Annotated in this window: 14 protein-coding genes and 4 tRNA genes; 6 read left to right on the top strand and 12 right to left on the bottom strand. The window is 45.5% G+C overall.

Annotated elements, in window-relative coordinates; genetic code table 11:
* The first annotated feature begins 244 nt into the window (after positions 1-244).
* Entirely contained in the window at positions 245-1,237 is a 993-nt protein-coding gene (locus tag E0D71_RS07895; protein WP_243711972.1) for a tRNA-dihydrouridine synthase family protein, read from the top strand.
* 100 nt (positions 1,238-1,337) lie between these two features.
* Here the strand turns inward: E0D71_RS07895 and E0D71_RS07890 are convergent.
* The 9 genes from E0D71_RS07890 to E0D71_RS07850 all read right to left on the bottom strand — a co-directional run bounded on the left by E0D71_RS07890 (position 1,338) and on the right by E0D71_RS07850 (position 8,717).
* Positions 1,338-1,414, bottom strand: a tRNA-Arg gene (locus tag E0D71_RS07890).
* A 57-nt stretch (positions 1,415-1,471) separates the two neighbouring features.
* Positions 1,472-1,548 (bottom strand) — tRNA-Arg (locus E0D71_RS07885).
* Between the two features lie 54 nt (positions 1,549-1,602).
* A tRNA-Arg gene (locus E0D71_RS07880) sits at positions 1,603-1,679 on the bottom strand.
* Between the two features lie 60 nt (positions 1,680-1,739).
* Positions 1,740-1,829 (bottom strand) — tRNA-Ser (locus E0D71_RS07875).
* A gap of 57 nt (positions 1,830-1,886) precedes the next feature.
* Positions 1,887-2,075: a carbon storage regulator CsrA gene (gene csrA, locus E0D71_RS07870; RefSeq protein ID WP_133002745.1), complete on the bottom strand. Its 189-nt coding sequence runs from the start codon at positions 2,073-2,075 to the stop codon at positions 1,887-1,889.
* Positions 2,076-2,235: 160 nt separating this feature from the next.
* Complete coding sequence (locus E0D71_RS07865) at positions 2,236-3,477, bottom strand: aspartate kinase (protein WP_133002744.1); 1,242 nt, start codon at positions 3,475-3,477, stop codon at positions 2,236-2,238.
* 44 nt (positions 3,478-3,521) lie between these two features.
* The gene (alaS, locus tag E0D71_RS07860; protein WP_133002743.1) at positions 3,522-6,140 is read right to left on the bottom strand and encodes an alanine--tRNA ligase; all 2,619 of its coding nucleotides are present in this window, start codon (positions 6,138-6,140) and stop codon (positions 3,522-3,524) included.
* Positions 6,141-6,353: 213 nt separating this feature from the next.
* Complete coding sequence (gene alr, locus E0D71_RS07855; RefSeq protein WP_133002742.1) at positions 6,354-7,451, bottom strand: alanine racemase; 1,098 nt, start codon at positions 7,449-7,451, stop codon at positions 6,354-6,356.
* Positions 7,452-7,463: 12 nt separating this feature from the next.
* Positions 7,464-8,717, bottom strand: coding sequence for a D-amino acid dehydrogenase (locus E0D71_RS07850; RefSeq protein WP_133002741.1), 1,254 nt, complete (start codon positions 8,715-8,717; stop codon positions 7,464-7,466).
* Between the two features lie 203 nt (positions 8,718-8,920).
* Between E0D71_RS07850 and recX the strand changes: the two genes are divergently transcribed.
* The gene (recX, locus tag E0D71_RS07845) at positions 8,921-9,373 is read left to right on the top strand and encodes a recombination regulator RecX (protein WP_133002740.1); all 453 of its coding nucleotides are present in this window, start codon (positions 8,921-8,923) and stop codon (positions 9,371-9,373) included.
* 104 nt (positions 9,374-9,477) lie between these two features.
* Here recX and recA read toward each other — a convergent pair whose 3' ends face one another.
* Positions 9,478-10,527, bottom strand: a complete 1,050-nt coding sequence (gene recA / locus E0D71_RS07840; protein WP_243711970.1) for a recombinase RecA — start codon at positions 10,525-10,527, stop codon at positions 9,478-9,480.
* An 88-nt stretch (positions 10,528-10,615) separates the two neighbouring features.
* Positions 10,616-11,116, bottom strand: a complete 501-nt coding sequence (locus E0D71_RS07835) for a CinA family protein (RefSeq protein ID WP_133002739.1) — start codon at positions 11,114-11,116, stop codon at positions 10,616-10,618.
* Positions 11,117-11,195: 79 nt separating this feature from the next.
* Between E0D71_RS07835 and mutS the strand changes: the two genes are divergently transcribed.
* On the top strand, positions 11,196-13,811 hold the full coding sequence (gene mutS, locus E0D71_RS07830; RefSeq protein WP_133002738.1) for a DNA mismatch repair protein MutS: 2,616 nt from the start codon (positions 11,196-11,198) through the stop codon (positions 13,809-13,811).
* 124 nt (positions 13,812-13,935) lie between these two features.
* Positions 13,936-14,259 carry a ferredoxin FdxA gene (gene fdxA / locus E0D71_RS07825; RefSeq protein ID WP_115898851.1) on the top strand — a complete coding sequence of 108 codons (324 nt, stop codon included), beginning with the start codon at positions 13,936-13,938 and terminating at the stop codon, positions 14,257-14,259.
* A gap of 529 nt (positions 14,260-14,788) precedes the next feature.
* Here fdxA and E0D71_RS07820 read toward each other — a convergent pair.
* A complete protein-coding gene (locus tag E0D71_RS07820; RefSeq protein ID WP_243711977.1) occupies positions 14,789-16,150 on the bottom strand; it encodes an HDOD domain-containing protein in 1,362 nt (453 codons plus the stop codon).
* On the opposite strand from E0D71_RS07820, the gene ilvD reads away from it, so the two are divergent.
* Positions 16,141-17,985, top strand: a complete 1,845-nt coding sequence (gene ilvD, locus E0D71_RS07815; protein WP_133002737.1) for a dihydroxy-acid dehydratase — start codon at positions 16,141-16,143, stop codon at positions 17,983-17,985. The genes E0D71_RS07820 and ilvD overlap by 10 nt on opposite strands.
* Before the next feature lie 78 nt (positions 17,986-18,063).
* Positions 18,064-18,906, top strand: a complete 843-nt coding sequence (gene rlmJ, locus E0D71_RS07810) for a 23S rRNA (adenine(2030)-N(6))-methyltransferase RlmJ (RefSeq protein WP_133002736.1) — start codon at positions 18,064-18,066, stop codon at positions 18,904-18,906.
* Positions 18,907-18,921 lie beyond the last annotated feature (15 nt).

Below are 18,921 nucleotides of genomic sequence, written 5' to 3'. Positions count from 1 at the left end.
GTCCGTGTCAGCGAGGGCGTATATTAAGGATCTACAGATTTAGTGCAACCCTTTTCTGAGAAAAAGTGCCATTTAATCCAATTAATTTAAAAGAATCGCAAAAGCGATCAATTAACCAACAAAAAAGGGTGTTTTTGTTCAATTTTCAACCACAAAAGAGGCTTTACAAGACTCCCTACTTACACCCTATTGCTTAGCTAGGGTAAACTCCCCTTTCTTATCAACACACCACGGCGTAACAATAGTGACTCAACCTTCTACTTCTTCTGGCTCCAATGCATTACATCTACCAGTAACACTAGCGGTTGCTCCAATGGAGGGCGTTATGGATCACACCATGCGCAATCTATTATCAGAAGTAGGCGGTATGGACTATCTTGTCTCGGAATTCATTCGAGTCACTCAATATGCAATACCTGCACACACCTTTAAGCGTCTTGTGCCAGAAAACGCCAATCACGCAAAAACCAAACACAACCACCCAGTGCACACTCAGCTACTAGGCAGCAATGCAGAGTTAATGGCTGAAAGCGCATTTAATGCAGTGCAATCTGGCGCCACACACATAGATGTGAATTTTGGCTGCCCAGCAAAGCGCGTTAACGGCCATGGTGGCGGCTCAGTACTATTACAAACACCGAGGGCGCTATATGACATCATGAGCAATATCCGACAACAGCTTCCCAAACACATACTAGTGTCTGCAAAGATCCGCTTAGGTTATGAAGATGAAGAGCTATTGCTTGATAATGTCGCTGCTATTGAAAATGCCGGCGTAGGCACCTTAACCATACATGGCAGAACAAAAAAAGACGGCTATAAGCCACCCGCTCGATGGGAAAAAATTGGACTAATCCAAGACCAGACAAAAATGACGGTCGTTGCCAACGGTGACATTACAGATATGGACTCTTTACTGCGCTGCCAAGCCATCACTGGGTGCCAGCATTTTATGATCGGTCGAGGCTCATTGAATAACCCATTCGTTTTCCAACAAATAAGAGCGCAACTCTCTGGAGCGACTCTTCCTACAGACAATGACGCCCTATTAAATCTATTCAATAGTTACTGTAATCAGCTAAAAGCGCATTATGATGAAGTAGCAAGCCTAGGAAGACTAAAACAATGGTGCGGACACTTACGCTTCGAATACCCAACGATAAAAGAAAATCTACAAACACTAAGAAGAAGCAAGAGCACAAACGAACTAATAGAAAGACTGGATGAGATATTTTAGCAAGGAAGACTGTTTCGCATAGAAATTTTAATAGAGAAATGCGATGGGAAAAAACAGAAATGGAAAAGAAATTATGAGAACAAGAAGGGAAACAAGAGAATGGTGCACCCGAGAGGATTCGAACCTCTGACCGCTCGGTTCGTAGCCGAGTACTCTATCCAGCTGAGCTACGGGTGCTCAATCGTTTTTTTCATAAAGAACTTAAAGAAGAAATCTTTAAACACTTTTAAGTAATGGTGCACCCGAGAGGATTCGAACCTCTGACCGCTCGGTTCGTAGCCGAGTACTCTATCCAGCTGAGCTACGGGTGCTCAAAACTTTTTTCTAAGACATTTAAAAGGATAGCTTTAAATCTCTTTCTGTAATGGTGCACCCGAGAGGATTCGAACCTCTGACCGCTCGGTTCGTAGCCGAGTACTCTATCCAGCTGAGCTACGGGTGCTCACTACAAATAACCTTGTCTTTCTTAAAAAGGATAGTCTTTAAGAGGACAAACTTGAAATGGCGGAGAGTTAGGGATTCGAACCCTAGATGAGTGTTAACCCATACACCCTTAGCAGGGGCGCGCCTTCAGCCACTCGGCCAACTCTCCAAACAAGTGCGGCGTAGTATATACGCCTTATTTGTTTTGTAAACCCTTTTTTTAAAATTATTCTTCTAAATCTTGTTCGCCCTGTTCTTTTTGGATTCTAAGGTAGATTTCTTCACGATGCACAGAGACATCTTTAGGCGCATTGATACCAATGCGAACCTGATTACCTTTAACACCCAGAACAGTGACTGACACGTCATCACCAACCATCAAAGCTTCACCAACACGTCGAGTAAGAATAAGCATAATATTTCTCCCTGTAATTCCTTTATAATTTATCTAGATTTAACCTACACAAGCTGTAGGGAAAATCCTACAAAAGAATTGTAGCTTTTAGGTGCACATTAAGCCATCCCCACTTTGTGGTTATATTGCGATCACTTTGTGACTAAAGCGTGACTAAATGTCACGCTTCGCTAATACCGGCTGCACTATCACTCAATTTAAACGCAGAATGTAACGCTCGAACCGCCAATTCCATGTATTTCTCATTGATTATCACAGAGACTTTGATTTCAGACGTTGAGATCAGCTGAATATTAATAGATTCACCTGCTAATGCTCTAAACATAGTGCTGGCCACACCAGCATGAGAGCGCATACCTACCCCAACAATCGAGACTTTCGCGATCTTCCCATCGGTCAGAATCCCACGAGCGCCTAATTCACCCTCAATACCTTCTAGAATGGCTAAGGCTTTATCAAAGTCATTACGGTGTGCCGTGAAAGTGAAATCCGTTGTACCATCCGCAGAAACATTCTGCACAATCATATCAACTTCGATGTTTGCATCACTGATCGGCCCTAAAATACGGGCAGCGATACCTGGAGTATCAGGCACCCCTTTCAATGTCAGCTTGGCTTCATCACGATTAAATGCAATACCAGAGACAGCTGGCTGCTCCATGTTCTTATTCCCTTCAGTCGTAATCAATGTACCTTCACCCTCAACAAAACTAGACAAAACCCTAAGGGGCACTTGGTATTTTCCAGCAAATTCAACCGCACGAATTTGCAGCACCTTTGAGCCTAAGCTTGCCATTTCAAGCATTTCCTCAAAGGTAATCTTTTCTAATCGACGCGCACTATCTACCACACGTGGATCCGTTGTATAAACGCCATCAACATCGGTATAGATTTGGCACTCATCCGCTTTTAGCGCCGCAGCAAGCGCCACGCCAGTCGTATCAGAACCACCTCGACCTAATGTCGTTATGTTGCCATATTGATCCGCGCCTTGAAAACCGGCCACAACAATGACACGCCCAGCGTCTAAATCCGTTCGCATTGCGTCTGTATCAATCTCTTGAATACGCGCTTTACCATGAGCGTTGTCAGTTGTAATGCGCACCTGCGATCCAGTATAGGAACGGGCATCAACTCCGCGCTTCATTAAGGCCATAGACAACAATGCGATGGTCACCTGCTCACCAGTAGAAAGCAGCACATCCATCTCTCTCGCACTTGGTGCTGACTCAATGCTTTTTGCAAGCTCAATAAGCCGATTGGTTTCGCCACTCATAGCAGAAACGACTACTACAATGTCGTCGCCATTCTGTTTATGCCTATGCACCCTATCTGCAACCGCTTCAATCCGCTCTATTGTGCCGACTGAAGTGCCACCGTATTTTTGAACTAACAACGCCATAGTCTTTCATTTACCTACATAAATGCCCAATGGGCGAATATTACTTACACTCTTTCAGCAACCCACTCAGGGACTGCAGCTAAAGCACTAGGCAGAGCATCAGGATTATTCCCGCCAGCTTGAGCCATATCAGGGCGACCGCCCCCTTTACCATCAACCAAAGGCGCTATCATTTTAATCAAGTCACCCGCTTTGACTTTTTTCGTTAACTCTTTCGTGACACCAGCAATTAGGCTTACTTTGCCGTCATTGACCGATGCCAATAGCACCACTGCCGACTCAAGCTTACTTTTAAGCTCGTCGAGCAAATCACGCAATTCTTTTGGATCATTCACATCCACTTGCGCAACCAGCAGCTTACCACCGTTAATATCCACAGCTTGAGAGGCTAAATCCGCACCCGCTAAGGCCGCCATTTTACCCTTCAACACATCCAGCTCTTTTTGCAGCGCGCGAGCATGTTCATTTAACGCAACCACCTTATCTAGAGCATTTTCTTTATTGCCCTTCACTAAGGACGCTACTTTTAACAACGCCGCTTCTGTTTGACGAGTGGTGTCGATAGCCGCCTTGCCTGTCACCGCTTCGATACGGCGAACGCCAGCAGCAATACCACTCTCAACTAAGATTTTGAACAAACCGATATCGCCAGTACGACTAACATGCGTACCGCCACACAATTCAATAGAGTAATCCGCCCCCATGGTCAGCACGCGCACTTCGGCGTCATACTTCTCACCAAACAAGGCCATCGCCCCTTTGGCTTTCGCCGACTCTATGTCCATGATGTCGGTTTCAACAGGACGATTTAAACGAATCTGCTCGTTTACCATGTCTTCGATTTGCTCAATCTCAGCGGCGGTCACCCCTTCAAAATGAGAAAAGTCGAAACGCAAGCGCTCAGGATCAACCAAGGAACCTTTTTGCGTAACATGATCACCCAACACACGACGTAACGCTTCGTGCATCAAATGCGTTGCAGAATGGTTCAAGGTAGTTGCATTACGCAAAGAACGATCCACTTCTGCAGTGACCTTATCGCCAACAGACAAACGTCCTTCTTTCACTTCACCATGGTGAAGGTGCGCTTTAGCCAATTTAGTTGTATTAGAGACCTTAAAGGCCGCAGGTCCACGCAACCAACCCTGATCGCCAACCTGGCCACCGGATTCGCCATAAAAAGGCGTTGTTTTCAATACGATCACAGCAGATTGACCGGCTTCAATCGACGCAACAGACTCACCGTCAAGCAAAATTGCTTCCACTTCACACTGATCTTCAAGCTGGTTGTAACCAGTAAATTCCGTCACCGCATCTAACTGCACACTGCCCGACATATCCATCGTAAAGTTGCTCGCCGAACGCGCTCTGGCACGTTGCGCATCCATCGCAGCATCAAAACCTTCTTCATCGATTTCCAGACCATTTTCACGAGCGACATCATTTGTCAGATCCGCAGGGAAACCAAAGGTATCGTACAATTTGAATACGGTCTCACCTGGGATGACTTTCGTATCGCCCAAGTTCGCAATCGCGTCTTCTAAAATTTTCATACCCTGATCAAGCGTTTTAGCAAATTGCTCTTCTTCTTTTAGCAAAATAGAAGCAACACGCTCTTTTAGCTTACGAAGTTCTGGGTAAGCATCGCCCATCTCTTTATCAAGCGCTTCTACTAGGGTATGGAAAAAGACACCACTTTGACCCAATTTATTCCCGTGACGAATAGCACGACGAATAATACGACGCAGCACATAACCGCGACCTTCGTTAGAAGGAATAACGCCATCCACGATCATAAAGGAACATGAGCGAATGTGGTCGGCAATAACTTGCAAAGATTTAGAAGAAAGATCTTCCGTACCAACGGCTTTCGCAGATGCAGCGATCAAATTTTGGAACAAATCAATTTCGTAGTTACTGTGAACGCCTTGCAAAATCGCCGCAATACGCTCTAGTCCCATACCGGTATCAACGGATGGTTTTGGCAATGGCGCCATAGTGCCGTCCGCAGATCGATTAAACTGCATGAAAACAACGTTCCAAATTTCGATGAATCGGTCGCCATCTTCTTCTGGAGAACCTGGAGGCCCACCCCAAATATGCTCACCGTGATCATAGAAAACTTCAGAACAAGGACCACAAGGGCCGGTATCGCCCATCGCCCAGAAATTATCAGACTGGTAACGCCCGCCTTTGTTATCACCAATGCGGATGATTTTCTCTTCAGGCAAACCAATGACTTTATTCCAGTAGTCGTAGGCTTCATCGTCTTCTGCGTAAACGGTAACCAACAATTTCTCTTGCGGCAGCTTCAACACAACCGTTAAGAATTCCCACGCGTAACTAATGGCTTCTTTCTTAAAGTAGTCACCAAAACTAAAGTTACCCATCATTTCGAAAAAAGTATGGTGACGTGCGGTATACCCTACATTTTCAAGGTCGTTATGCTTACCACCGGCTCGCACACAACGCTGAGAAGTCGTCGCTCGTGTGTATGGACGAACATCATCACCAAGGAAAACGTCTTTAAATTGGACCATACCAGCGTTGGTAAATAACAAGGTCGGATCATTTCCAGGGATCAACGAGCTTGATTCTACGATCTGGTGCTGCTTGTTTTCAAAATACGATAAAAATGACTGGCGTAACTCAGAACTCTTCATAATTGGATGAGTCTCTATCTCTTAATTTGTCTGGCGAATTGAAATGCGTGAATGGTCTATAGAAAAGCCCATTCGGTGCAATGAAAAGCACAAAATAGTACACGCAAAGGATAGGTGTTTTCAAAAGAAACCGAGGGGATTTTAAGCTTATTTTGCGCAAAACTTAAGCAAAAGTATCTTTCTCTGCAGAAAAGACACTTTTGCTTAGTAGAATTACTGAGAATTGTCGTTATTAATGTAACGATATTTTGGGCGAGCCGTCATTCGAGTAACCAATTCATAGCCAATAGTATCGGCATACTCGGCCACTTGTTCAACCGGGACATCACCACCCCAGAGCACCACTTCTTGGCCTAATTCTGGCGCAGAATGATAATCCGCCATTCTAACCGTGATCATATCCATGGACACACGACCGGCCAAATAAGCGGATTGCCCTGCGATTTGCAATGGCGTCTCTTCTTTTGCATGGCGCGGATATCCATCGCCATACCCCACCGCCACCGTGGCTAGCACATGATCTTCTTGCGCTTCATAAGAATAGCCGTAGCCCACGGTATCGCCTTTTTTGAGACTGCGTACCGACATCACTTTAGAAGACAAGGTCATCGCTGGTTGCAAACCAAGCTGTGTTCCTGTGACTTCAGCAAACGGAGAAATACCGTATAGCATGATACCAGGACGAATCCACCCACCTTCAGGCACACTCCATTTCATGATAGCCGCAGAATTCGCCACACTGGCAGGTATATCACCAATCAATTGTCGAGTGCGTTCGAAATACGCCAATTGTTCCATGGTCGCCATATCGGACAAATCGTCCGCACAGGCAAAGTGTGTCATTAACAACACTTCACCCACCTGACCTGATGATCGTAATTGATCAACAAAATCGTTAGCGCCATCCATGTCCACACCCAAACGGTGCATTCCGGTATCCAGCTTAACAAACACCTTTTCGATGTTCACCTGGCTGCTTAATAGTTCAGACAATTGTTGAGCGTTTTCCAGCGCCGCCCAAAAGCCATGCTGCTCACATAGCGCCCATTCATCTGCTTCGAAGACACCTTCAAGCAACATGATTGGAGATTCTACGCCCGCGTCTCGAAGCGCCAACGCTTCTTCAATTGCAGCCACGGCAAAGGCATCCACTTCTTTGTCTAAAAAGCGCGCAACTTCCACCGCACCATGCCCATAAGCATTACTTTTAACTACCGCAAACGCTTTACAAGTTGGCTGTAGTTTTTTTGCATAACGATAGTTGTTTAGAATGGCATCTAAATTAATCGTTGCAGTCAGTGGCCTTGCCATCTTTATCCCTTATTACTTATAACGTTTAATAGATAGGTCTTGTGAATCGATAGCTGTTTTGTCATCTGACATGATATCAGCAATCACTGCAGCTGAGCCGCAACTCATTGTCCAGCCTAGTGTTCCGTGACCTGTATTCAAATACAGACCAGCAATACCACTGGCACCAACAATCGGCGTACCGTCTGGTGTGTTTGGACGCAAACCAGTCCAGTATTCCGCTTCTGCAAGATCACAGCCTTGGTTAAACAGCTCACGTACCACGTGGGTAATGGTTTCCGTTCGTACTTTTGGCAACTCTAAATTGAAGCCATTCAACTCAGCCGTTCCTGCCGCACGAATTCGGCCGCCTAAACGCGTCACTGCCACCTTATAGGTTTCATCCATTACGGTGGATGTTGGAGCAAACTGGCTGTCTGTGATTGGTACGGTTAAGGAGTAGCCTTTTACTGGGTAAATGGGCACAGAAATGTCGATCGCTTTTAACAACTCTTTAGAGTAGCTGCCCATGCAAACCAATACTTTATCAAAGGTTAAATCACCTTGGTCTGTTTTCACCGCACGCAGCTTGCCACTTTCAACCACCAATTTATCAATTGAGGTATTGAATTTAAATGTGACGCCCATGTCATCACAATGCTTCTTCAATTCCTGACAAAACATAAAGCAATCGCCTGTTTCATCGCCCAGTAGGCGCAACCCGCCTTTAAACTGATCGATGACAGGCGCCAATCCTGGCTCCACTTTTAAAATGTCGGCAGGCGTCAGTACTTGATGCGGCACATTCAACGCCTGCAGTACTTTTATGTCTTTTTCAGAAGCTTCTACTTGAGCGTCTTTACGGAACAATTGAGTCGTGCCGCCTTGACCGCCATCGTATTGAATTCCAATTTCTTTGCGGATTTCAATGAATTGATCTCGACTGTATTCAGCCAGCGCCATCATGCGTGATTTATTCACGTCATAAGCCTTCTCTGTACAGTTGGCCAGCATTTGACCCATCCAGATAAGCTTCTTCATTTCAGGTTCAGCACTGATTTTAAAAGGAGCGTGTTTTTGCATCAGCCATTTAATGGCTTTCAATGGCACACCCGGCGCAGCCCAAGGGGCAGAATAACCAGGAGAGATTTGCCCAGCATTCGCAAAGCTAGTCTCTAGTGCTACACCAGGCTGACGATCAATAACCGTCACTTGATAGCCTTTCTTTGCCAAATAGTAAGCTGAGGTTAACCCAACGATACCAGCACCTAATACACATACCTGCATAAGAACACACCCAAAATTAATCAAAGTCGATATGGGCATTCTTTCATAAGATATATAGTTTTTTCATCTTATTTAAAAACACCAAGCAGTTTAAACAACTGCTTAAATGAAAAAAATGAGATTATTATAAAAGAAAATATAGAATCCTCTCATTCTGATCAATGCTAAAATACAGAAACGCTAGCATAAAGAGACACCCCCTAATGTACACATCCCCTTCCACCATGGACCACGCGCTTATTCTACTAGGTGGTCGAGAGCACGCCGTCAAAGAAATACAAAGTAAGTTAAAACAACGTGGACATAGCGCAGAAGACATTGCCACTACGATCCAGTCTCTTATTGAAATGAACTACCTGAACGACCAACGCTTTGCAGAGATGTTTGTGCGCAGCCGAATAAACAAACCTCTTGGCGCCTTAAGAATCAAACAAGAGCTTATGAGAAAAGGAATTAAAGAGGCGCTTGCTAATCAAGCCATCCAAGACAGTGATGCCGATTGGTTTGAGTTAGCCAAAGAATTAAAAGAAAGAAAATTTGGTGACGGTCAGACGAAAGACTTCAAAGAAAAGGCCAAACAAATGCGCTACCTACAATACCGAGGCTTTAATTTTGACCAAATTAACTACGCCCTAGCGCCAAACTCAGACGCATAAAGATGCCGTCATAACCCTATTACCCGCTAGAAAACAGTCATAAAAAAAGCAGGCTTAAAGCCTGCTTCTTTCAAAAAACACCAAGATGACAGTTCAGCGTCTAATTACTCTTCTGCTTCAGCTTCAACATCTTTCGCGGCGTCAGCAACAGGCGATCCCTTTGGCAACAAATCTTCACGGATCTTAGCTTCGATTTCTTTCGCCATGTCTGGGTTTTCCGCTAAGAATTGAGCGGCATTGGCTTTACCTTGGCCAATTTTATTGCCTGCATAGGCATACCAGGCGCCGGCTTTGTCGACAAAACCTTGTTTCACACCCAAGTCAATAATCTCACCCATGCGGTAAATACCTGCACCGTAGTGGATTTGGAATTCTGCTTGTTTAAACGGAGGAGCGATTTTGTTTTTAACGACTTTAACTCGTGTCTCATTACCTACCACTTCCTCGCCCTGTTTAACCGATCCGATACGGCGGATATCCAAACGAACAGAAGAGTAGAATTTCAGTGCGTTACCACCAGTCGTTGTTTCTGGTGATCCGAACATGACGCCAATTTTCATACGAATCTGGTTAATAAAGACAACCAAGCAGTTCGCATTTTTGATCGAGCCTGTTAGCTTACGCATTGCTTGTGACAGTAAACGCGCCTGTACACCAACAGAAGAGCTGCCCATTTCGCCTTCGATTTCAGACTTAGGTACCAACGCCGCTACCGAGTCAACAATGATCACGTCAACACTGTTAGAGCGAACCAACATGTCTACGATTTCAAGCGCTTGCTCACCGGTATCAGGTTGCGAGATCAATAAGTCAGCGATGTTAACGCCTAGTTTTTCAGCGTATGAAGGATCAAGAGCGTGCTCGGCATCAATAAAAGCACAGGTTTTACCTTGTTTCTGAGCTTCGGCAATCACGCTTAGCGTTAGTGTCGTTTTACCTGAAGACTCAGGGCCGTATATTTCACAAATACGACCATAAGGAAGTCCACCAGCACCTAGCGCAATATCCAGACCGAGCGATCCAGTAGAAACCGTATCAATATCAAGCTTAGCACCTTCGCCCATCTTCATGATGGCGCCTTTACCAAATTGACGCTCGATTTGAGACAGCGCTGCGTCTAGCGCTTTTTTCTTATTGTCTGCAATAGATGACATAGTGGAATCCTTGTGGCTAATTTTCGTTGTGGCTAACTCTAGCGGTTTTTATTAAGAAGCTCAAGAAATACTGTATATAAAAACAGTATTATTTTTCTTGCTGCAAAATCCTCTCTACCACACCTTCTAAGGCGGTAATGACGGTGGCTTCTCGGACGCTTTGACGATCACCAGAGAACTGAAAACGCACCGCCTCAGCGTCTTGATCTCTTATTTTCCAAGCAATATAAACACAACCGACAGGTTTTTCTTTAGACCCTCCTGTTGGTCCAGCCACGCCACTGACTGCGACGGCCATATCGCCTCCTAATAATAAAGCGCCGGCGCACATCTCCTTCACCGTCTGCGCCGATACAGCCCCTTCGCTTTCCAAGGTGCTGTGCTGCACAGACAAGGCGTTTTCTTTCGCCTCATTGGCATAACTGATCACGCCACCAAAAAACCAAGCAGAACTGCCCGACAACTCAGTACAAACCGCGCCAATTAATCCTCCCGTGCAGGACTCCGCCGTCACTAGCTGCCAATCACAGTCTTGCAATGCGGTCGCAGCCCGCTGTGCTGCTTGCGTCATTTCTTGCATTCGACTCATGTTATTTCACACCTTAAATCCTGATTCAATTTCCCGTAGAATAGCGCTCTTATTTTTGGATCACAATCGAGCAAATCGCATGAGTAAAACGTCACCAGACAATCACACGCCCATGATGCGCCAATACTTTAGTTTAAAGTCTCAGCACCCTAAACAATTACTGTTTTATCGAATGGGTGATTTTTATGAGCTATTCTATGACGATGCAAAACGCGCGGCACAATTGCTCGATATTACGTTAACGGCACGAGGCTCCTCTGCCGGCCAACCTATTCCGATGGCCGGCATTCCATTCCACGCCGCAGAAAATTACATTGCTCGCCTTGTTCGCCTTGGCGAATCCGTTGTTGTTGTTGAGCAAATTGGCGACCCAGCCACCAGCAAAGGCCCAGTCGAGCGCCAGGTCGCACGCATTGTGACTCCTGGTACCATCAGTGATGAAGCCTATTTAGAAGAAAAACGCGAAAACTTATTACTGTCTATTGCTCACCAAAGCCGAAAAGGCCTAGATGTTTTTGGTTTTTCTTATCTCGACATGGCAAGTGGCCGCTTTTGCGTATTCGAAGTCGATGGCTATGACGCTCTAGCAAGCGAATTGCAACGTCTGACACCCAGAGAGATTCTTATTTCTGAAGACTTTCCAGCACGCAAAACGATCAATCTAGAAAAAGGCGTCTCTGAACTCGGTCCTTGGCACTTTGATTATGAATCCAGCTATCGCCAATTAATCCAACAATTCAATACCAAAGACTTATCTGGCTTTGGTTGCGAGGCACTGACTGCTGCTGTGGCATCGGCTGGCGCTCTGTTGCAATACGCCAAGGACACTCAGCGCTCCGCGTTGCCCCATATTCAATCGATCACAGTCGAACATAAAGACGATTCGGTGCTGATCGACGGCGCAACACGACGCAACTTGGAAATTGATATCAATCTTGCCGGTGGCACAAGCAACACGTTAATCAGCGTGTTGGATGAATGTGCGACCCCCATGGGCAGCCGCTTATTGAAACGTTGGTTGCACACCCCTATTCGTGACTTAGGCGAAATACTGGCACGCCAACAAGTTGTGGCTGAACTCAAAGATCAGCGCTTGTTTTCAATGCTGGAAGCGCCACTTAAAAAAGTAGGCGATCTCGAGCGTATTTTGTCTCGTGTCGCGCTGCGCTCTGCACGTCCGCGGGATTTACTCAGATTAAGACTGGCGTTAGAAGCCGTTCCAGAAATCAACCAACTTATTGCTGACACGCAAGCTGAGCGCTTAGCGCAACTTAACAGCCGTATTATTGCCCAACCAGAGATGACAAACACACTGATCAGTGCGTTAGTCGAAAACCCTCCTTCTGTGGTGCGTGACGGTGGCGTCTTTGCAAAAGGCTATGATGCAGAACTGGATGAGTTGTTATCTCTGTCCACGAACGCGACTGACTACCTAGCCGAAATGGAACGCAGTGAAAAAGAACGCACAGGCATCAGCTCGCTAAAAGTTGGCTTTAACCGTGTGCATGGCTACTACATTGAAATCAGCCGTTTGCATTCCGATCAAGCTCCTGTGGAATACATTCGCCGCCAGACACTTAAAAATGCCGAACGTTTTATTACCCCAGAATTAAAAACATTTGAAGACAAGGCGTTAAGCGCCAAGTCAAAAGCACTTGCGCGTGAAAAAGAGCTTTATGAAGACCTACTTGATCAGTTAAATAACTCCCTGACTGAGTTGCAAACGACAAGCCAAGCATTAGCCCAACTGGATGTGTTAAGTAACTTTAGCGAGCGCGCAGAGACCTTAAACTTGGCTTGCCCTGAGCTGCATAATCGCGGCGGCATTCAAATCCAAGGCGGTCGCCACCCTGTTGTCGAAGCGGTTATTTCAGAACCGTTTGTTCCCAATGATTTAGATATGCATGAGAAGCGCTCGCTGTTGATGATCACAGGCCCTAACATGGGTGGTAAATCGACCTATATGCGCCAAATCGCCTTGATCGCGTTATTAGCGCACACTGGGTCTTTTGTCCCTGCAGAAGCCGCGTCCATCTCAGTGGTCGATCGTATTTTTACCCGCATGGGCTCTTCAGACGATTTGGCCGGTGGCCGCTCTACCTTCATGGTAGAAATGACAGAAACTGCCAATATACTCAATAATGCCAGCCAACAAAGCCTAGTATTAATGGATGAAGTTGGGCGTGGTACCAGTACCTTTGACGGCTTATCATTGGCATGGGCTGCGGTTGATTACTTAGCGAATCAATTAAAATGCTATGTATTGTTTGCCACCCATTATTTCGAGCTGACAACACTTGCTGAGCAACTTGAAAACGCGGCAAACGTTCATCTAACCGCCACAGAGTACGATGATGAAATCGTCTTTTTGCACAAGGTTCATGCCGGTCCCGCTAGCCAATCTTATGGGTTACAAGTCGCGCAACTCGCAGGCGTTCCAAGAAACGTCATCAGCCATGCAAAGCAAAAGCTTGTTCAGCTAGAAGTGACCACGGGAGTGGACGCCTCCACGGTGGAGATAGCAACGGCGCCAAAAGTAAAAGAAAAAAGCGAGCTCTATTCACCGCAACAACCTGATTTATTTGCCCAAGCGGATCAAAATGCGCTGAAAGACGCTATCAGCGAGTTGGACCTAGACAATATGACGCCCCAACAGGCAATCAATGAGTTGTATCGCTTAAAATCTGACTTTTAAGCACCAGATGAATAAGCTAATAGCGGATAAATGTAGAGGATAGGCGATTGCTGCTTGATGCCAAACCGCCTATGCCTCTAAAATGACGAACAATTATATTTACTAGCTTGTGAGGAGAAGTCGAATGGCTTTCATCGTTACCGATAACTGCATTCGCTGCAAATACACTGACTGTGTAGAAGTCTGCCCTGTTGACTGTTTCTACGAAGGTCCTAATTTCTTAGCCATCAACCCAGATGAGTGTATTGATTGCGCGCTTTGTGAACCTGAATGTCCAGCTAATGCCATTTTCTCTGAAGATGAGCTGCCAGCAGATCAAGAAGTGTTTGTTGAACTAAACCAAGATCTTGCTTTGATTTGGCCAAACATCACTGAAAAGAAAGACGCTATGGCTGACGCAGCAACCTGGGATGGTGTTGAAGATAAGCTTGAGTACCTAGAGCGTTAATCACGTTTCTCGGCACTTAGGATGACAATATAAAAGCGGCGGATGTCGCTTTTTTTTGTTTTTGAGTGTGCTACGCAAAATAGCAGGCACAAAAAAGGGCGACCTAAGTCGCCCTATTATCGCTTCACATCCTGTTAAGCGACTCATCCAATGAGTTAACATCCCTGCTTGCTTCTTCCAGAAGCTATCAACCATTCCCTGTTAATCCGACACAATCCATTGAGCCTTGTTAAATCCGTTTCGCTCATCCATAGCAAAGACCATCCTAGTCCTCTCCATTTATCCACCAACATCCTGTTTGGTGCACTTCCTATGCCAATCATCCGTGAATTCCCTTTGGATGAGTTAAATGTAACACGAAATAAGTAAATAACAAGCAAAGAAAAAACAGAAAATAAGCTAAAAAACAAATGCAAAATACTTATAAATCAATAACTTATAATAAAAACACACATTCTCTCCTTTTTTACTACATAACAATAGGTTAAGGACTACAAGAATGTCAGATTTCCCCTACAAAAAAGCGTCATCACACACAAGAAATAAAACCATCTGACCACTTAATCGCATCTAGGTAAGTTTCATAAAGCTCATTTTGCTCACTGCTTTCTACGGCGTGATCACGACGATACTGTTCCACTTGATTGAGTGTTTGGCCGACGCGACCAGAACGATGAACAATGGCATTAATAAACTCATGGGGAAGTGGTAACTCACTGAGTGCTTTGTCTAACCGTATGCCAACACAAACATCGATCATCGACAGCATGCCCGCTAGAAAATATTTGTCTTCATTATCGTAAGCTCTGCGGCGCGCCAAAAGCTCTGCATGCTTGGCTCGTATCATAATGCTTTGCAGTAAAACATGACGATCCCCCGTCATTTCCGACATGAGTAGCAAGTTAACCAATGACTTCAGTTTTTCCATACCGATCAAAGTAATGGCCAAGCGGAGAGAATCGACAGAAGCCATCAAGCCGGTAACAGGAGAATTTAGAAAGCGCAATAATTTGTGAACAAGCCCAGCATCTTGACCGATAAGACGCTCCAACTCAGCCACATCCATTTCCGATGAATTGAGCATCGCCGCCATCAAGCGCAGCAATGTCATACTATTTACTCGGGACGATTTGCTCGCCATTAACTCAGGCTTTTCAAAAAAGTAACCTTGTAAGTACTTAATATCCAATAAGCGACAAAACTGGTATTCCTCCCAGGTTTCCACTTTCTCAGCAATAATCTCAACCTTAAAGCCTCGTAGTGCCTCAACCTGGCGATGAAACGCATCCTGCCCTAACGCCATAATGTCTAGTTTTATGTAATCCGCCAGCTCAATAAACGGCACGAGCTTAATATCAAAAACAAAATCGTCTAACGCAATGGTATACCCTGCTTTTTTCCAACGGCGTAAAGCGGCTAATAACACGGGATCAAACTGGGCATTTTCAAGCACCTCAATCACCACCACGTTAGGGTCTATCGGCACACCATTAGGATTAAGCAAATAGGCTCGAGGAAAGTTAATAAAGGCCTTTTTATCACCAACAAGGTTCAACATGCCCAATTCTAGTAAGCTGGCGGCCACAACTTGTGCCGTAGCACCAACCTCATCAATGACTTCAGCATACAAAGCATCGCTATTTTTGCGATAAAGTAACTCATACCCCATAGGAGCAAGACTGGTGTTTACAATCGGCTGTCGAGCCAGCACCACCTGGTGATGAGTCTTATCTAAAGAGGTGTCCATGTCTTTCACTTCGCTCCGTTGAAAAATAACTTTCTTAATCTGTACCCAGTTCACTGAAAATTGCCATTGGGCAGAGACAATAAACTTGGTAACATGAGTGCCTATATAAAGCAAAAAAATCTGTGGGGAAAGCAATGCCAGCATATCGCTCAAAAACAACGACTTCAGGCCGCAACATGGCCGGCGCGCGCGCTTTATGGCGTGCAACTGGTATGAAAGACGATGACTTTCATAAACCAATCATTGCCGTCGCGAACTCTTTTACGCAATTTGTACCAGGTCACGTACATCTTAAAGACCTTGGCCAGTTAGTTTGTCGAGAAATCGAAGAAGCTGGCGGCGTGGCAAAAGAATTCAATACCATTGCTGTCGATGACGGTATTGCAATGGGCCATGATGGCATGCTTTACAGCTTACCTTCTCGCGATTTGATTGCCGACTCTGTTGAATACATGGTCAATGCTCACTGTGCCGATGCACTGGTGTGTATTTCTAACTGTGACAAAATCACCCCTGGCATGTTAATGGCAGCAATGCGTCTAGACATTCCGGTGATTTTTGTTTCTGGTGGCCCAATGGAAGCAGGTAAAACCAAGCTTTCAGAAAACAAACTGGATTTGGTTGATGCCATGGTCATCGCGGCAGACCCAACCGCCTCAGATGAGAAAGTCGAAGAGTACGAGCGTTCTGCTTGTCCTACTTGTGGCTCTTGTTCTGGGATGTTTACTGCCAACTCAATGAACTGTCTAACCGAAGCACTAGGTTTAAGTTTACCGGGTAACGGCACAACGCTTGCCACCCACTCTGACCGTCATCGCCTATTCCTAGAAGCAGGCCGTCGCATTGTCGATATCACAAAACGCTTCTACGACAACGATGAACCACAATGGTCTCCTCGTGCCATCGCTACCTTTGAAGCCTTTGAAAACGCCATGACGCTCGACATTGCCATGGGTGGGTCAACCAATACGATTCTTCACCTATTGGCCATTGCTCGCGAAGCGGGTGTGGACTTTACAATGGAAGACATCGACCGCTTGTCTCGTCGTGTTCCTCAGTTATGTAAAGTAGCGCCTAACTCACCGAAATATCACGTAGAAGACGTGCACCGTGCGGGTGGTATTTTTGCCTTATTAGGTGAACTGGATCGCGCTGGTCTACTGCATAATCAATGTCACACTGTGCACTCTAACACCATGCTTGAAGCTCTGAAAACATGGGATATCATGCGCTCTCCAACGCCTGAAATCATCGAGTTTTTCAAAGCGGGTCCTGCTGGTATTCCGACACAAACGGCCTTTAGTCAGTCCACTCGCTGGCCATCACTGGATGGCGATCGTGCGGAAGGCTGTATTCGCTCGATTGAAAATGCCTTTTCCCTTGAAGGCGGCTTGGCCGTACTTTACGGCAACATCGCACTAGATGGTTGTGTCGTGAAAAGCGCCGGTGTTGACGAGTCTTGCCTTGTCTTTGAAGGCCCTGCTCACATCACAGAATCTCAAGACGAAGCGGTTAAAAACATCCTTGATGACAAAGTAAAATCAGGTGAAGTGGTTATCGTACGTTACGAAGGACCAAAAGGCGGCCCGGGCATGCAAGAAATGCTTTACCCAACGTCTTACATCAAATCAAAAGGCTTGGGCAAAGCCTGTGCTCTATTGACTGATGGTCGCTTCTCTGGCGGTACGTCTGGTTTGTCTATTGGTCACGTTTCTCCTGAAGCGGCTGCCGGTGGCGCTATTGGTTTGGTAGAAAGTGGCGATATTATTCGTATCGACATTCCAAACCGCACCATCAATGTTCTGCTTAGCGACGAAGAATTGCAAAAACGCCGTGATACAATGAACGCGAAAGGTGCCGATGCTTGGAGACCGGTTGAAGACCGTCCTCGTAAAGTCTCTACATCATTAAAAGTGTATGCTCATTTTGCGACCAGTGCCGACAAAGGCGCAGTGCGCGATCTTGATCAGCTTAAATAATTAATAAAAGAAACCCAAAAGGCCGCATAGCGTCATCTTAGGCGTTGCGGCCTTTTTTCATTGAACACAGGAAACGACATGCTTAGCTATCGCCATATTTATCACGCTGGCAATCACGCTGATATTTTAAAACACATCATCGTCAGTGAGATCTGCAAACATCTGATTAAAAAGGATGCGCCTTTTTTCTATCTAGATACCCACGCAGGCATTGGTCAATATCCTCTAGATTCAGCCCAAGCACAAAAGAACAAAGAATTCCAAAGCGGCATCGCGCGTTTATTAGAAGAAGAGAACTTACCGGATGCGATTGAGTCCTTACTCGATATCGTGCGGGACATGAACCCAGACAATAAGTTGGCCTTTTATCCGGGCAGCCCAAAAATTGTCGACTACTATGTACGCCAAAAAGACAAACTTCACCTTTGTGAGTTGCACCCAAACGATTACCCTGTTTTGGCAGCGCTATTTCCGAATAAACGAAAAGCCAATGTGGTCAAAGACAACGGCTTTGATGCCGTGAAGTCTATGCTACCCCCTCCTCAAAAACGCGGTTTTGTTCTGATGGACCCGCCTTATGAAGTGAAAAAAGATTATCAGTATGTTGTGCAGGCATTGCAGGATGGCCACAAGCGCTTTCCTCAAGGCAGCTACGCCATCTGGTATCCAGTATTAAACCGCAAACAGGCGGATAATTTGCTAAGAGCGGTAGAAACAACCAAAATACGAAATGTGCTATTGGTAGAAATGACCATTAGGGACTCTGAAAAAGAGCGCGGTATGGCCGGTAGCGGCATGATCATAGTCAATCCTCCTTGGACATTGGAAAAAGAAGCCAATGAGTTTCTTCCTGTTTTGACTAAGCTGTTAGCCGAAGACGCACACGCTGACTTCCAAGTAAGTTGGATCACCCCGGAATAAATTGTTTAAAAGGAG

The sequence above is a fragment of the Marinomonas sp. KMM3893 genome, assembly GCF_004352855.1.
GTDB classification, from domain to species: Bacteria; Pseudomonadota; Gammaproteobacteria; order Pseudomonadales; family Marinomonadaceae; genus Marinomonas; species Marinomonas arenicola.
The sequence above is the reverse complement of the archived record's forward strand: the minus strand, read 5'-3'. Positions and strand labels throughout refer to the sequence as shown.

Coding starts and splice junctions, on each gene's coding strand:
- csrA (WP_133002745.1), bottom strand. CDS start 2,075: ATGCTTATTCTTACTCGACGTGTTGGTGAAGCTTTGATGGTTGGTGAT.
- E0D71_RS07865 (WP_133002744.1), bottom strand. CDS start 3,477: ATGGCGTTGTTAGTTCAAAAATACGGTGGCACTTCAGTCGGCACAATA.
- alaS (WP_133002743.1), bottom strand. CDS start 6,140: ATGAAGAGTTCTGAGTTACGCCAGTCATTTTTATCGTATTTTGAAAAC.
- alr (WP_133002742.1), bottom strand. CDS start 7,451: ATGGCAAGGCCACTGACTGCAACGATTAATTTAGATGCCATTCTAAAC.
- E0D71_RS07850 (WP_133002741.1), bottom strand. CDS start 8,717: ATGCAGGTATGTGTATTAGGTGCTGGTATCGTTGGGTTAACCTCAGCT.
- recX (WP_133002740.1), top strand. CDS start 8,921: ATGTACACATCCCCTTCCACCATGGACCACGCGCTTATTCTACTAGGT.
- recA (WP_243711970.1), bottom strand. CDS start 10,527: ATGTCATCTATTGCAGACAATAAGAAAAAAGCGCTAGACGCAGCGCTG.
- E0D71_RS07835 (WP_133002739.1), bottom strand. CDS start 11,116: ATGAGTCGAATGCAAGAAATGACGCAAGCAGCACAGCGGGCTGCGACC.
- mutS (WP_133002738.1), top strand. CDS start 11,196: ATGAGTAAAACGTCACCAGACAATCACACGCCCATGATGCGCCAATAC.
- fdxA (WP_115898851.1), top strand. CDS start 13,936: ATGGCTTTCATCGTTACCGATAACTGCATTCGCTGCAAATACACTGAC.
- ilvD (WP_133002737.1), top strand. CDS start 16,141: ATGCCAGCATATCGCTCAAAAACAACGACTTCAGGCCGCAACATGGCC.
- E0D71_RS07820 (WP_243711977.1), bottom strand. CDS start 16,150: ATGCTGGCATTGCTTTCCCCACAGATTTTTTTGCTTTATATAGGCACT.
- rlmJ (WP_133002736.1), top strand. CDS start 18,064: ATGCTTAGCTATCGCCATATTTATCACGCTGGCAATCACGCTGATATT.